Raw genomic sequence first — 13,908 nt, forward strand, 5'->3', positions numbered from 1 at the left:
CCGATTCACCGTGTTCGGCACCTCCCGAGACCGGCGCGGGCGCCGTCGTCTCAGCGCCCGATCGCGACGGAGCGGCCCTCGTCCAACTCCATGAACACCGCCGGCACCTGGTTGTCCAGCACCAGTCGGCTCAGCAGTTCGGCGAGCCTGGCCCGATCGGCGGCGGCGAGGCCGGCCGGCAGCGTGTCCACCCGGCGGCACGTCTCGGCGTAGAACTCCTCGGCGAGGTGGGCGCCTTCCTCGGTGAGCCCGATGCGCACCGCGCGTCGGTCCTGCGGGTCGGACTCGCGCCGCACCAACCCGCGCTGCACCGTGCGATCCACCAACCCGGTCAGGCTCGACTTCGCCAGCCCGAGCATCTCGCCCAGTTCGCCCATGCCGTACGGCTGCGGCATCAGCACGCAGAGCAGTTGTCCCTGCTGTGGGGTCAGTCCGTGTTCCCGGCCCGATTCGGCATACACCGCATTCACCAGGAATGCGGAACGCACCAAGGCGGTGACGACCCCCATCTCACCCACGGTCTTTCCCATTCGTCCAGAATACGGCACCCTCGGAAGGCATGGTCCGAGCCGACGCCGGGCCGCGCGTTATGGCCAACACGTCGCGCACAGCGACTCGATCACGGCAACGGCGTCCGGGAGCAACCGCATCGGACAGCCCCCATGGCCGTGAATGCCGCCGTGCCGGCGGTTGTTGCCGCAGACCACGAAAACCTTTGCCGGTTCGCGGTCGCGGCAGTACGCCGTGACACACCGTCCGCCCCGGATCGACCGGGGCGGACGGTGTGTCACGGCACAGGTCGGTGCCGGGTCAGCGGCCCTGGAGGGCCTTGACGTTGTTGCCGAAGCTCCAGCTCCTGGATCCGTCCCAGTTCAGCGACCAGGTCATCAGACCCTTGAGGCCGCCGCTGTAGCGGTTCCACGCCTGGGCCACCTGACTGGGCGTCATGTAGCCGCCGCCGGCGCCCGGTTGCGCGGGAAGGCCGGGAACCTGCTTGTCGAACGGCACCTTGATCGTGGTGCCCTGGATGACCAGGCCCCGGTTCAGGCAGTCCGTCTGCGCGGTGAAGCCGGCGACCGTACCGGCCGAGTACGAGTCGCCGGAGCAGCCGTACATGTTGCCGTTGTAATACTGCATGTTCAGCCACCACAGTCGACCGTTGTCCACGTACTTCTTCACGATCGGCAGGTACGCGCCCCAGATGGAGCCGTAGGTCACGCTGCCGCCGGTGACGTAGGCGGTCTCGGGTGCCATGGTCAGGCCGAAGCCGGCCGGCATCTGGGCCAGGATGCCGTCGATGATGCGCACCAGGTTGGCCTGCGAGGTGGACAGCGTGTTGATGTTGCCGCCGCCGACCAGGCCGGTCTCGATGTCGATGTCGATGCCGTCGAAGTTGTAGGTCTTCAGGATCGGCACGATGGTCGCGACGAATCGGTCTGCGACGGCACGGGAGTTGAGGTCGATGCCGGCCGCCGCGCCGCCGATCGACATCAGGATGGTGGCGCCCGCGTCCTTGGCCTGACACATCTCGGTCGGTGTGGCGACCTTGACGGTCGAGTCCATCCCGTCCTGCCACAGAGCGGTGCCGTCGTTGAGGATGACCGGGAACGCCGCGTTGAGCACGTTGTAGCCGTGCGCGGCGATCTGCGGATTGGTGATCGGGGTCCATCCGAACGGCGGATGCACACCGTTCACGGCGCCGTCCCAGTTCTCCCAGTAGCCCTGGAGCACCTTGCCCGCGGGCTTCGGCTTGACCGCGCAGACGCTGCCCAGCGATGCGCTCGCGGTGCTCGTCCGGTGCGAAGTGTTCTTGGCGTCACCCTCGTTCGGTGCGGCGGCGACCGATCCGGCGACGGTGAAGGCGACCGCCAGGGCGGCTCCCAGCAGGCGTGACGTCCGACCCATCATGCTCGATTCCCTTTCGGCACTTCGAGCGCGGCCGGGCACGGAAGGAACGTCCTGCGTGGCACGCCTACCTCCCGGGCGGGGACGGGCCCGGAGACTCACGTGGTGCGGTTGCCACGACGGTAAAGTGGTCCAGACCTTACGGTCAATAGGTCTGGACCACTGGCAAAGTCCGGCAAATGCCCCCGCGCGCCCGATCGTTCGACCGCACCTCGGCGGGGCGCCGCCGTCGCGGAACCAGGACGCGGCCCGCCTCGGGATCAGCGCGGTGGGGCGGGGGCCCGGTAGATGGTGGCGATCCAGATCGCGAGCAGCGTGTCGACCGCGTCGGCCTCGGCCAGGGCGGGTTGTTCGGCGGCGAACGTCGCGTGCAGCACCCGTTCGTTCATCGAGGTGAGCGCGATGGCCAGGTCGCGCGCGGGCAGCCCCTCGGGGGCCAGGCCGCGCTCGCGTTCGGCGTCGATCGCGCGGGTCGCCTGGCGGACCCACGTCTCCATCACCCGAGCCCACAGCTCACGCACCTCGACGTTGGTCCCGCAGGCCCGACCGGCCGCGAGGGTCACCGCGCGATGTGCCCGGAAGGTGGCGAAGAAGGCGTCGATCGCCGTGCGCCAGTGGGCGGTCCGGTCCCGGGGCGGCCCGTCCGGCGCGGCCGTCGAGGCCGCGTCGGCCTCGGCGACGACCCGGTCGATCAACGCGAGCAGGACCGCCTCCTTGGAGGCGAAGTAGAAGTAGAAGGTGGGTCGGGAGATGCCCGCCCCACGAGCCAGGTCGTCGACGGAGATGCCGCTCAGGTCGCGCTCGCCGAGCAGTCGCTCGGCGGTGGCCAGGATCGCCTGCTCCCGGTCGGCGCCCGAGGGGCGGGACTCGCGCCGGCCCCGGCGCGGACGGGTGGTGTCCTGCGCGGACGCGTCGCTCACCCCCGAACCCTACCGCCGACCCACGGACTCGACACTGTGTTGACCGGATCGACAACACGTCGATAACGTGGGTGGGCCACCATCACCCGGCAGGCGCGTGTGTCGTTCGTGGCGTGTGTTCCGGGGTGTCGTACGCACCGCCCGGTCCGGGTGCCCTCGGCGGCGCCCGGTCGCGAAATGGGGACTGGCATGGCCACGGAACACGTCGACGTCCTGATCGTCGGTGCCGGTCTCTCCGGGATAGGGGCCGCGTGCCACCTGCGTGAGCGTTCGCCGGGCAAGTCCGTGCTGATCCTGGAGGGTCGCGACGCGATCGGCGGAACCTGGGATTTGTTCCGCTACCCCGGGATCCGCTCCGACTCGGACATGCACACGCTCGGGTACTCCTTCCGCCCGTGGACCGCCGCCGAGTCGATCGCCGGCGGCGCGGCGATCCGGGACTACATACGCGACACCGCGCGCGAGCACCGCGTGGACGAACTGGTGCGCTTCGGCCACCGGGTGCTCGACGCCGAGTGGTCCGGCGAGACGGCCCGCTGGACGGTCCGGGCCGAACGTACGCCCACCGGCGGCGAATCCGGCGTGGACCGGCAGCACGACCGGGACGGGACCGCGGCCCGGAACGCGAGTGCGAACACGACCCGGGAGCCGGGTGGGACCGCGACCGAAAGCGTCGAGTTGACCTGCTCGTTCCTGTTCGTATGCACCGGCTACTACCGCTACGACCAGGGCTACACCCCGGACTTCCCCGGCCTGGCCGACTTCGCCGGTCGGGTCGTGCACCCGCAGGCGTGGCCCGAGGACCTGGACTGCGCCGACAAACGGGTGGTGGTGATCGGCAGCGGCGCGACCGCCGTCACCCTGGTCCCGTCGCTGGCCCGCACGGCCGCACACGTGACCATGCTCCAGCGCTCGCCCGGCTACGTGATGGCGCTGCCCTCGCGCGACGTACTGGGCGCCCGGTTGCGCCGGGCGCTGCCGGATCGGTTCGCCTATCCGCTGATCCGGGCCAAGAACGTCGGCATGGCCATGCTCGCGTTCCACGTCTCGCGCCGGGCACCGGCGTTGATGAGGTCGTTGCTGCGCAAGGACGCGATCCGCCGACTGCCCGAGGGCTACGACGTGGACACCCACTTCGCCCCGCGCTACAACCCGTGGGACCAGCGGATGTGCTTCGTCCCCGACGGCGACCTGTTCACCGCCCTGCACGGCGAACGCGCCTCGATCGTCACCGACACCATAGCCGGCTTCACCGAGACCGGCCTGCGCCTGAACTCCGGCGCCGAACTGGCCGCCGACGTCGTGGTGACCGCGACCGGTCTGAACCTGCTCGCCATCGGCGGGATGACGCTGCGGGTGGACGGGACCCCGGTCGAGTTGTCCGAAACGGTGGCCTACAAGGGCATGATGCTCTCCGGCGTGCCCAACTTCGCGCTCGCGCTGGGCTACACCAACGCCTCCTGGACGCTCAAATGCGACCTGGTCAGCCAGTACGTCTGCCGGCTGCTGAACCACATGGACGCGCACGGCTATCGGGTCTGCCTGCCACAGGCCCCCTCGGCCGACGCACCGCTGGAGCCGCTGATCGACCTGAAGTCCGGCTATGTGCTGCGCGCCACCGCGAAGTTGCCCAAGCAGGGGCCGACCACGCCGTGGCGGCTGCACCAGAACTACCCACGCGACGTGCTGATGCTCAAGCACGGCTCGCTCCGGGATCGCGGCATGCGCTTCGCCCGTACGGCCACCCGTCCGCGCCCGGCGGTCGATCAGGCCGGCGCGCCGACCTCGCGCAGATAGGCGTCCGTCCGGTCCGGCTCGTACAGGAAGTTCTCGAAGTCGGCCGGGGTGTCGATGGCGCGAGCCACCCGATCCGCCACGTGCCGGTTGTCGTTGCCCGCCGCGAGCAGCCGCACCACATGCTCGGGCGGCGGCGCGAGCAGCGCGGTGGTGAACTTCACCGAGTGGCGGGCGTACGCCCAGAACCGCTCGAAGGTGTCCAGCATCCAGTCCCGGTCGAACGGCTTGTCGCCGTGCTCGACGATCGCGGCCAGGTACACCGCCGCCGCGCGGGCCGCGCTGTTCGCGCCCTGACCGCTGATCGGGTCGTTCGCCACCACCACGTCCGCGATGCCCAACGCGAGCCCGCCCGAGGGGAGTTCCGCAACCGGGCGGCGCACCACCGGGGTGAAGGAGCCGCTGAGCACGCCGAGTGCGTCGGTCAACTCGGCCGCGCGCGTGCGCTCGTAGTCCCACGGCGCGTACGTGCGGATCAACTCCAGTGTCAGCGCCCAGTGTTCCTGCGCGTCGCGAACGCCGGTGAACAGGTCGAACGGACCGCCCGGGATCGCCTCGACGAGCACGATCTCGCACGGCCCGGTCAGCGTGAGGCCGGGCAGGTAGTACAACTCGCCCAGTCCCGGGATCACGTTCAGGTGCACCGCCTGGCGGCCGACCTCCGGGCGCGGCGTGACGCCGTGCAGGTAGGAGACGGCCAGCCGGCGCTGCGGAACGGTGTGCACCGAGCGCTCGTGGTCGCGGTCGAACATGGTGACCAGTTCGCCCTTGCCCGCCGCGACGATCACCAGGTCGTAGTTCCGGCTGTACCAATCGATGTCGCCGACCGAGACCGGATGCAGCACCACGTGGCCGCCTCGCTGGGCGAACAGCTCCAGCCAGGTGGACATCTTCAACCGCTGGTCGACCGACTCGGACCCGCCCATGTCGCCGAGCCAGTCGACGAACGGCACACCATCCGGGCCGGGGATGGTGAACCCGGTGTGCGGCAGCTTGGGCACCTGGTCGTCCCACAGGTCCAGGTTCTGCGCCGCCTCCAGGGCGAGTTGCGACGGGAACATCATCTGCGTCGAGCTGACCCGGCCGGCCCGAATCTCCTCCGGGGTGCGCTCGGTCATCACGGTGACGTCGTAGCCATGGTCCTGGAGCCCCAACGCGAGCTGAAGCCCGGAGTGGCCGGCACCGACGACGAGGATCCTGCGCACGGATGACGCTCCTTCCGGTTCACGGTCGAATGCATGTTATGACCACGCATCCTGTGCCCGGACGGGCGCCCTCGGTATCCCGGACCTGATCGCGCCTGCGGCGGGGGAGGCGAACACGGCTGATGCCGACGCTGCTTGGTCGAACGCGGCCTGATCCACCAGGATCCGCCGGGCAGGGCCTAGGCGGGCGGGGCGTCGCGGCGGGCGCGGTGGAGCAGCCAGGGGATCGTCAGGTGGTGAATCGGCGCGGCGGCGCCCCGGATCGGTCGCATGATGGGCCGCTCGAAGCGCACCACCGTGGTCCACACGACGCTCGCGTCGCGCACGAGCACGATGTTGTGCGCGGTGATCAGGCGCGAGCGGGCGGTCACGGTGATCGAGTCGGCGTCGGCCGCCGCGATCGGCCAGCCCAGGATGTGCTTCGGCGAGGGTCTCGGGCCCAACCGCAGGCGCGGCACCGCGGTCCATCCGGTGAGCAGCACGCCACGCAGGGCGAGCGGGGCACCCTCGAACACGGCGCGGGCCCATTGTTCGGGCGTCCACGAGCGTGCCGTCGAGGTGGGCAGCTCGAACGCCGAGGTGTAGTGGGCACCCGCCGGGTCCGGGTCGGACGGGAGGTCCGACGGTACTTCGACGCGTCGTGCGCGGTCGGTGCTCACGCGGCCCTCCCTGCGACGACGATCCGGCGGCCTCGATCCCAGCCGGGGCATCCGGGGCGGAATCCATCGGCACACCGTCGACGGCGAGGGGCCGGTGGGGGCGATGGGAGCGGTCAGGGCGGCGGCGCGGGCCGGCAGTAGGAGCGGCTGACCCGACGGTCGGCCACCCGGACCAGGGCCTCCAGGAAGGCGAGGCGGAAGGGGCCCAGTCCCGGGGCGTCGCACAGCCGGAGCACGCGCGCGGTCCAGGCCGCGGACGTGCCCGGGGCCCGCGAGGCGTCCGGGGCTCCCCAGGCGCCCGCGCGGGGATCGACGTGCGTGCCGCCCGCGAGGAGCACGGTCGGGTCCAGCACGATCGCGGGCACCCGGCGGTCGCCGGGCACCTCGACCGGGCCGAACCGGTCGCCGGTCTCGACGCCGAGCACGCGCGGCACCGCGCGTTCCACCTCGTCCGGCATCGGCCGGATCGCCACCCGGACCTGCCCGTGGTGCGCGGCGACCAGGTAGGTGATCAGGTCCGCGTCGGGCACGCCGGTGAGCAGGTGGACCTCGGGGTGCAACAGGGCCAGCACGGAGACCAGTTCGTGCCGGAAGTGCGCGCGCGAGTGCGTGCCCCGGTCGTGGCCGGACTTCGCCCATGGGCCCGGGCCCGGTGGTTCGGCTCCGGGCGGGCAGTCGTCGCACAACATCGCCTGGAACGCGGCATGCGCCTTGCCCAGGTCGTGGTACCGCCCGGCGAGCGCCGCGGACGTGACCAGGTGTCCGGGGATCACGAACCCCGTCTCGGCCAGCTCGCCGGCCACCGTACGCACGTCGCGCTCGACGTCGGCCAGATGTTGCGGCAGGTCCACCCAGCGCTGCGCGCACGGCTCCTCGGGCCGCTCGACGTCGGCCGGGGCGACGTCGTCGCGGAGGCGGTCGTCGCGGAGACCGTTGTCGCGGAGACCGTTGTCGCGGAGACCGTTGTCGCGGAGACCGTTGTCGCGGAGGCCGTTGTCGAGGCGAACGACCGGGACCGGCCCCGGGTGCCGGCTCCCCCAGCCCGATGCCGCGTGGTAGCAGCCGACTTCGGCGGCGGCCAACACCACCGCGCCCGGTCGCAGGTCGGCCGCCGTCAACGGCCGGCAACCGCCGGCCCGATCGAAGGCCCACCACCCGCTCGGCCGGCGGGCCAGCGCGTCGGCCACCTCGGCGACCGGCACCGGGCACATCTCCACCCGGCGGGGGTACGGCTCGCGCCCGTCGGGACGGCCGTTCGGCCAGTGCCGCCACACCACCGCGACATGCGGATCGGCGTCGTCCCGGATCCAGCGAGCCACCTCGTCGGCCCCCGCCTCGTCGGCGTCCGGCGCCGGCAGCGTGTCGAACAGCCGCATCAGGTCCGCGCGTCGCAACACGTGCCGTACCGGAGCGCCCGTCGCCACCGCGATCCGCGGCCACCGGACGGTGGTCACCGCGTGCCCCTCCAGATCGGTCAACGCCCGTGCCGCGCACCGCAGATCCGCACCGGCGTAGGGCACGTGTCCGGCCCCGCCGGCCCGGTCCATCGGCGGCCACGTCCACACCAGGCGCGCATCCGACTCTCGGCCGTCGCGATTGCACCGCCCGGCCCGCTGCACGATCGACGGCCACGGGGCCACCTCGGTCAGCAGCACCCGCGCGGTGACATCCACGCCGGCCTCGACGACCTGGGTGGTCACCACGATCTGCCCGGCCGTCCCCGGCTCCTCGGCCAACCGCTGGATCAGCGCAGCGCGTTCGGGTGGGCGGAAGCGCGCGTGCAGGCCGAGCATCTCGGGTGCGAGCGCCCGTCCGGTCGCCAGGACGTCCAGCGCCGCCCGTACCGCGTCGGCCCGTTCGTCCGTGTTCAGGACCGCCATCGTTCGTGTCCCGGGCCGATGCCGGCGGAGCAGTTCCTCGGCCACGGCCGTCGGGTAGGACTCGGGAATCGCGGGCATGGCGGCGAACTCGATCGTGCGTACCGCCTCCAGACGTCGGGCCAACTCGGCCTCGACGGGCAGGTCCAGCGCGTTCACCACGCGGGCCACCGTGGGGTGGTCCGGGGTGCCCAGCCGGGACGGATCGGGCATCGCCGTCATCCACATCGTCGACGAGCCGCCCACCGTGCCCAACTCGTCGCGCAAACCCTGAAGTTGCGCCGACGTCTCCAACCCCGGCCCCATCAGGTAGGGCTCGTCGAAGACGAACCGGGTGCCGGCGTGCAGCAGTCCGAACGACAGCGGCCAGGACGCCCGCCCTTCGCCCTGGCCGCGCATCAACAGGCGGGACAACACCAGGTCCTGGGTCCCGATCAGGACGGTGGGCCGGGCCGGCCGCACCTGCCAGTCGTCGGCCTCGGGTTCGGCCCCGACGGACAACACGTGCACGTCGACGTCCCCGGCGCGGCCGAGCCGCTCGATCCATGCGCCGATCAGCCGATGGGTCTGCTCGACCGAGGAGCGCAGCGGCAACACGTAGACCAGCCGGCCGGGTGTCGCCCGGCGCACCGCGGACCTGGGATGCGCCAACCTCCGCCACAACCACGGCAATACGGCCGCGACCGTCTTCCCGCACCCGGTCGGCACGCACAACACCTGCGGCAGATCGTCCCGCGCGAGGGTCTCCTGATACGCGTACGGCACCGATCCCGTCGCCGTGCGCACGAACTCGACGAAAGAGCATTCCGTCATCCGGTACATCACCGCCCCGTCGTCCGGCTTGAGGCCGGACACCGAGCATCCTGCCGGCCGGTGCCGACTTCGGTGGGCGAATCCCCCGACGGCGCCGGGCGACGCACCGGCTGGGCCGGCGCACGCCCGACGCGCCCCGGCCACAGGCTGCGGCCCCGCCGGACGCCTCGCCTATGGTGGGATCCATGGAGAGCCTGCCGCGGTACATACCCGAGCACGCCAACCCGTTGCGCGCGCTTTCGCTCGCCGAGCTGCGGCAGCGCACCAGCGAGAAGTGGCGGGTGTACCCGCAGGACGTGTTGCCGGTGTGGGTCGCCGAGATGGACGTCCTGCCGGCCGAGCCGGTCGCGCAGGCGATCATCGACGCGGTCCGCCTCGGCGACACCGGCTATGCCACGGGTACCGCGTACGCCCGGGCCTTGTCCGACTTCGCCGCCAAGCGCTGGGACTGGCGCACCCTCGCGGTGGAACGCACCGCGATCGTGCCGGACGTGATGCTCGGTGTGGTCGAAATGCTCAGGCTGGTCACCGACCCCGGTGGTCGGGTGATCGTCAACTCGCCAGCGTACCCGCCGTTCTACGCGTTTGTCACGCATATGGACCGGCAGGTCGTCGAGGCCCCGCTCGGCGCGGATCACCGGATCGACCTCGATGTCCTGGAAGCCGCCTTCCGCGCGGCCGGCGCGACCGGCGAGCGGGTCGCCTATCTGCTGTGCAACCCGCACAACCCGACCGGCACCGTGCACACCGAGGCGGAGCTGACCGCGGTGGCGGCGCTGGCCGCCGAGTACGGGGTGCGGGTCGTGGTGGACGAGATCCACGCGCCGCTGGCCTCGCCGGACGTTTTCGTGCCGTACCTGAGCGTGCCCGGCGCGGAGAACGGCCTGTCGCTGATGTCCGCCTCCAAGGGCTGGAACCTGGCCGGGCTCAAGGCCGCGCTGGCGGTGGCCGGTCCGGCCGCCGCCGAGGACCTGGCCCGGATGCCCGCGGAGGCGGCCGACGGTTGCAGCCACCTCGGCGTGATCGCGCACACCGCGGCGCTGCGCGACGGCGTCGGGTGGCTGGACGCACTCCTGGTCGGGCTCGACGAGAACCGGCGCCTGTTGGCCGAACTGCTCGCCGACCGGTTGCCGAGCGTGCGCTACACCCCGGCCGAGGGCACCTACCTGGCCTGGCTGGACTGCCGCGAACTCGGCCTCGGCGACAGCCCGGCGACACGCTTCCTGGAACGCGGTCGGGTCGCCCTGAGCTGCGGCACGTACTTCGGCACCGGCGGCGCGGGGCATGCCCGATTCAACCTGGCCACCCACCCCGACATCCTCACCGAGGCGGTCGCCCGGATGGCGGCGTCGATCCGAGCCTAGGGAGTGTCTTCGGTCCCTGGGGCGCCGGACCGGCACGCTCACTACTGCGGTGGGCGCTGCCGGGCGGCGTACTCCAAGGCGTGCAGGAGGTAGGCGGCGGACGGGTCGGCGTGGTCGTTGCGCAGCGCCCACAGCGCGACCTCGGTGGGGAACTGTACGTCGGCGAACGCGATCACCACGCCCGTGCCGTCCAGGAACAGGCGGCTGCGGGCGCTGCCCAGGTCGATCCAGGTCGCGGCGACCGCGAGCGCGGCGCCTTCGTCCACGCAGGGCAGGTAGGCGAACCGGCCGTCGACGAGGTCGGCGGGCAGGGCCCGGACGGCCCGGCGGACCTGGGCCAGGTGCTCGTCGAACGCACGCCGGTGCTCGTGCGCCGGCCACGGCAGGCGCGAGCGCCACAGCAGGCACGTACACCAAGCGAGCACCTCGGCGACGTCCGGATCGGCGTCGGCGCCCGAGGGCCCGGCCGCGTCGGGGTGCGGCTCGGTACGCAACACGTGTCCGGCCCGGACCCGCGCGAACGTCTCGTCGGCGTCCCGCGGTCGATTCGGCTCTTCCTCGCTCAACGATCCGATCCCGTTCTCGCGCGTTTGTCGCGACACGTTCGGCCCCGACACCGCCACGGTAGTCCAACCACCCGGCTCACGACCGCACCCGCCTGCGTCGGCGGCTCGCCTCCTTGCCCGCATCCGGCCCGTGCGCGTCCAGCGGCCCCCAACGGCTGCCATTTGCAACGGACTTCGGCTGTTGACGTCCTGGTCCAGACCAATTACCTTCCAAGAGGCGTTTTGGTCCAGACCAATCCGCCATGCGACTGCTTCGGATCACGGTGGATGTCCCACATCGCCGATCGTGATCACCCCGGTGAGGCGCGCGCGTGCACGGTTCCGTACCGCCCTGTACCACGCACACAGGGAGAGAGCCATGTCCCCTCACAAGCGCAGATTCCGCAGCCGATTCCGCAGCCGGGCCCTGGCCCTGCTCGCCGTCCTCGTCCTGCCCTTGGCCGTGCTCGCCGGGCTGTCCGCCGGTTCCGCCCAGGCCGCCGGCAAACTCACCGCGACGTTCTCCATCCAGGACAACGGCTCGTGGTGGAAGGGCACCTACGTCGTACACAACGGTGGCACCGCTGCCGTGACCGGCTGGCAGTTGGAGTTCGACCTGCCCGCCGGCGTCACCGTGACCGGCAACTACTACGGCGACGCCACGGTCACCGGCAGCCACGTCTCGGTCAAGAACGCCTACTACAACGGGACCATCGCGGCGGGCGGCAGCACCGACCCGTTCAGCTACTGGTTCATCGGCAACGGCCCGGCCGGGCCGCCCCTGCACTGCACCGTCAACGGCGACAAGTGCGACGGAACGCCCGACGTCCCGCCCTCCGCGCCGGGCGCCCCGCGGGCCACCACCGTCACCGCGCGCTCGATCGCGCTCGACTGGAGCGCCGCGACCGGCGGCGACTACCAGGTGGCGGGCTACGAGGTGGTCTCGGGCGGCACGACGGTCGCGACCGTGCCGACCAACTCGGCCACCCTCACCGGCCTGACGCCGGCCACCGCGTACACCTACGCGGTCCGGGCCAAGGACACCCGGGGCAACCTCGGCCCGCTCGGTCCGCCCACGACGGTGACCACCGTGGACCCGGCGAGCGATCCGACCCCGCCGACCGCGCCGGGCACCCTGCGCAGCACCGGCAAGACCTCCTCCACCGTCGCGCTGGCCTGGACCGCGTCGACCGACAACGTCGGCGTGGCCGCGTACGACGTCTATCGTGACGGCACCCTGGCCAAGACCGTCCCGGCCGGCACCACCGCGGCCACGATCGAGGCGCTGTCCCCGGTGACCAAGTACACCTTCACGGTCAAGGCCCGGGACGCGGCGGACAACGCCTCGCCCGCGTCCAACGCGCTCGACGTCACCACCGACGACATCGCCGGCGCGGGCAAGAACCTGCGGGTCGGTTACTTCGTGCAGTGGGGCATCTACGGGCGCCAGTACTTCGTGAAGAACCTGGACACCTCCGGCTCGGCGGCCAAGCTCGACGTGATCAACTACGCGTTCGAGAACATCGATCCGGTCAACCTGACCTGCATGGCCGGCGTCACCAAGGGCACCACCGCCAACCCGCAGGACCCCGACCAGGGCACCGGCGCGGGCGACGCGGACGCCGACTACGCCCGGCCGATGTCGGCCGCGCAATCGGTCAACGGGGTGGCCGACGACGGCTGGGCCAAGTTGCGCGGCAACTTCAACCAGCTCAAGCAACTCAAGGCGAAGTACCCGCACTTGAAGGTGGTCGTCTCGCTCGGCGGCTGGACGTACTCCAAGTTCTTCTCGGACGCGGCGGCCACCGAGGCGTCCCGGCAGAAGCTGGTCAAGTCCTGCATCGACATCTGGATCAAGGGCGACCTGCCGGTCTACAACGGCGCGGGCGGCCCGGGCACCGGCGCCGGGGTCTTCGACGGCATCGACGTGGACTGGGAGTGGCCCGGTTCGCCCGACGGCCACGCCGGCAACCACTACAACGTCAACGACAAGCAGAACCTGACCCTGCTGCTCGCCGAGTTCCGCAAGCAACTCGACGCGACGGCCGGTCCGCGCAAGCTGCTGACCGCGTTCACCCCGGCCGATCCGGTCAAGGTGAACCAGGGCTGGGACGTCTCGAAGATCTTCGACTACCTGGACGTCGCCAACGTCCAGGGCTACGACTTCCACGGCGCGGGCAGCGACAACTCCTGGGAGCCCAACCGCACCGGTGACCAGGCCAACCTGTACACCGACGCGCAGGACCCGTATCCGACCCACTTCAGCATCGACGACGCGGTGAAGATCTACACCGACGCCGGCGTCAACCCACGCAAGTTGACCATCGGATTCCCGTTCTACGGCCGAGGTTGGCAGGCCGTCGCCGACGGCGGCGCGCACGGCGAATGGCAGGCGGCCGGCGGGGCGGCACCCGGCCAGTTCGCCGAGGAGGCCGGGACCAGGGGCTACTCGAACCTCCTTGCCAGTGTGCCCAATCTGACCGTCTACCACGACGAACAATCCGTCTCGACCTACGGCTATACCGGGGCCGGCGGCCAGTGGTGGACGTTCGACGACGCGTGGTCGATCGCCAAAAAAACGGCCTACCTCAAATCCAAGAACCTACTCGGCGCGATGATCTGGGAGATGTCCGGCGACACCGCGAACGGAGCCCTGATCACCGCGCTCGACAACGGACTCAAGTAGCGCGCGGCAGTCGGCACGACAGGCAAGGCCGGCGCCGGGACAGTCGTCTCGACGTCCGATCCCCGTACCGCCGTCCGGTCCCCTCCGGACGGCGGTACGGCTCTGTTCGGCCCCGCGCCCGAAGCACGCGAGGTACGAGC

The 13,908-nt window shown here is 71.3% G+C and carries 11 protein-coding genes; 3 read left to right on the plus strand and 8 right to left on the minus strand.

Translation table 11 applies throughout. From position 1 onward, the window contains the following. Positions 1-50: 50 nt before the first annotated feature. From ACZ4FV_RS16020 to ACZ4FV_RS16035, 4 genes are all read right to left on the minus strand, one after another. Positions 51-509 (minus strand): MarR family winged helix-turn-helix transcriptional regulator, encoded by a 459-nt coding sequence (locus tag ACZ4FV_RS16020; protein ID WP_395871598.1) that lies wholly within the window; start codon positions 507-509, stop codon positions 51-53. A gap of 78 nt (positions 510-587) precedes the next feature. Continuing rightward, complete coding sequence (locus ACZ4FV_RS16025) at positions 588-791, minus strand: DUF6196 family protein (protein WP_395871502.1); 204 nt, start codon at positions 789-791, stop codon at positions 588-590. Between the two features lie 19 nt (positions 792-810). Continuing rightward, positions 811-1,905, minus strand: coding sequence for a chitinase (locus ACZ4FV_RS16030; RefSeq protein ID WP_395871600.1), 1,095 nt, complete (start codon positions 1,903-1,905; stop codon positions 811-813). Between the two features lie 260 nt (positions 1,906-2,165). After that, positions 2,166-2,825: a TetR/AcrR family transcriptional regulator gene (locus tag ACZ4FV_RS16035; RefSeq protein ID WP_395871505.1), complete on the minus strand. Its 660-nt coding sequence runs from the start codon at positions 2,823-2,825 to the stop codon at positions 2,166-2,168. 189 nt (positions 2,826-3,014) lie between these two features. On the opposite strand from ACZ4FV_RS16035, the gene ACZ4FV_RS16040 reads away from it, so the two are divergent. Further along, positions 3,015-4,622, plus strand: a complete 1,608-nt coding sequence (locus tag ACZ4FV_RS16040; RefSeq protein ID WP_465322796.1) for a flavin-containing monooxygenase — start codon at positions 3,015-3,017, stop codon at positions 4,620-4,622. Here ACZ4FV_RS16040 and ACZ4FV_RS16045 read toward each other — a convergent pair. From ACZ4FV_RS16045 to cas3g, 3 genes are all read right to left on the minus strand, one after another. Beyond that, complete coding sequence (locus tag ACZ4FV_RS16045; RefSeq protein WP_395871510.1) at positions 4,592-5,824, minus strand: styrene monooxygenase/indole monooxygenase family protein; 1,233 nt, start codon at positions 5,822-5,824, stop codon at positions 4,592-4,594. The two genes, ACZ4FV_RS16040 and ACZ4FV_RS16045, sit on opposite strands and share 31 nt — an antisense overlap. 179 nt (positions 5,825-6,003) lie before the next feature. Then, complete coding sequence (locus ACZ4FV_RS16050; protein WP_402232644.1) at positions 6,004-6,483, minus strand: DUF2867 domain-containing protein; 480 nt, start codon at positions 6,481-6,483, stop codon at positions 6,004-6,006. 113 nt (positions 6,484-6,596) lie between these two features. Next, the gene (cas3g, locus tag ACZ4FV_RS16055; RefSeq protein ID WP_465322797.1) at positions 6,597-9,215 is read right to left on the minus strand and encodes a type I-G CRISPR-associated helicase/endonuclease Cas3g; all 2,619 of its coding nucleotides are present in this window, start codon (positions 9,213-9,215) and stop codon (positions 6,597-6,599) included. A gap of 143 nt (positions 9,216-9,358) precedes the next feature. Between cas3g and ACZ4FV_RS16060 the strand changes: the two genes are divergently transcribed. Next, a complete protein-coding gene (locus ACZ4FV_RS16060) occupies positions 9,359-10,537 on the plus strand; it encodes a MalY/PatB family protein (RefSeq protein WP_465322798.1) in 1,179 nt (392 codons plus the stop codon). A gap of 41 nt (positions 10,538-10,578) precedes the next feature. On the opposite strand, the gene ACZ4FV_RS16065 is transcribed toward ACZ4FV_RS16060, so the two are convergent. After that, complete coding sequence (locus ACZ4FV_RS16065) at positions 10,579-11,103, minus strand: hypothetical protein (RefSeq protein WP_395871520.1); 525 nt, start codon at positions 11,101-11,103, stop codon at positions 10,579-10,581. A 358-nt stretch (positions 11,104-11,461) separates the two neighbouring features. Between ACZ4FV_RS16065 and ACZ4FV_RS16070 the strand changes: the two genes are divergently transcribed. Beyond that, positions 11,462-13,768: a glycosyl hydrolase family 18 protein gene (locus ACZ4FV_RS16070; protein ID WP_465322799.1), complete on the plus strand. Its 2,307-nt coding sequence runs from the start codon at positions 11,462-11,464 to the stop codon at positions 13,766-13,768. The last annotated feature ends 140 nt before the right edge of the window (positions 13,769-13,908 follow it).

The sequence above is a fragment of the Embleya sp. NPDC025285 genome (assembly GCF_055558835.1).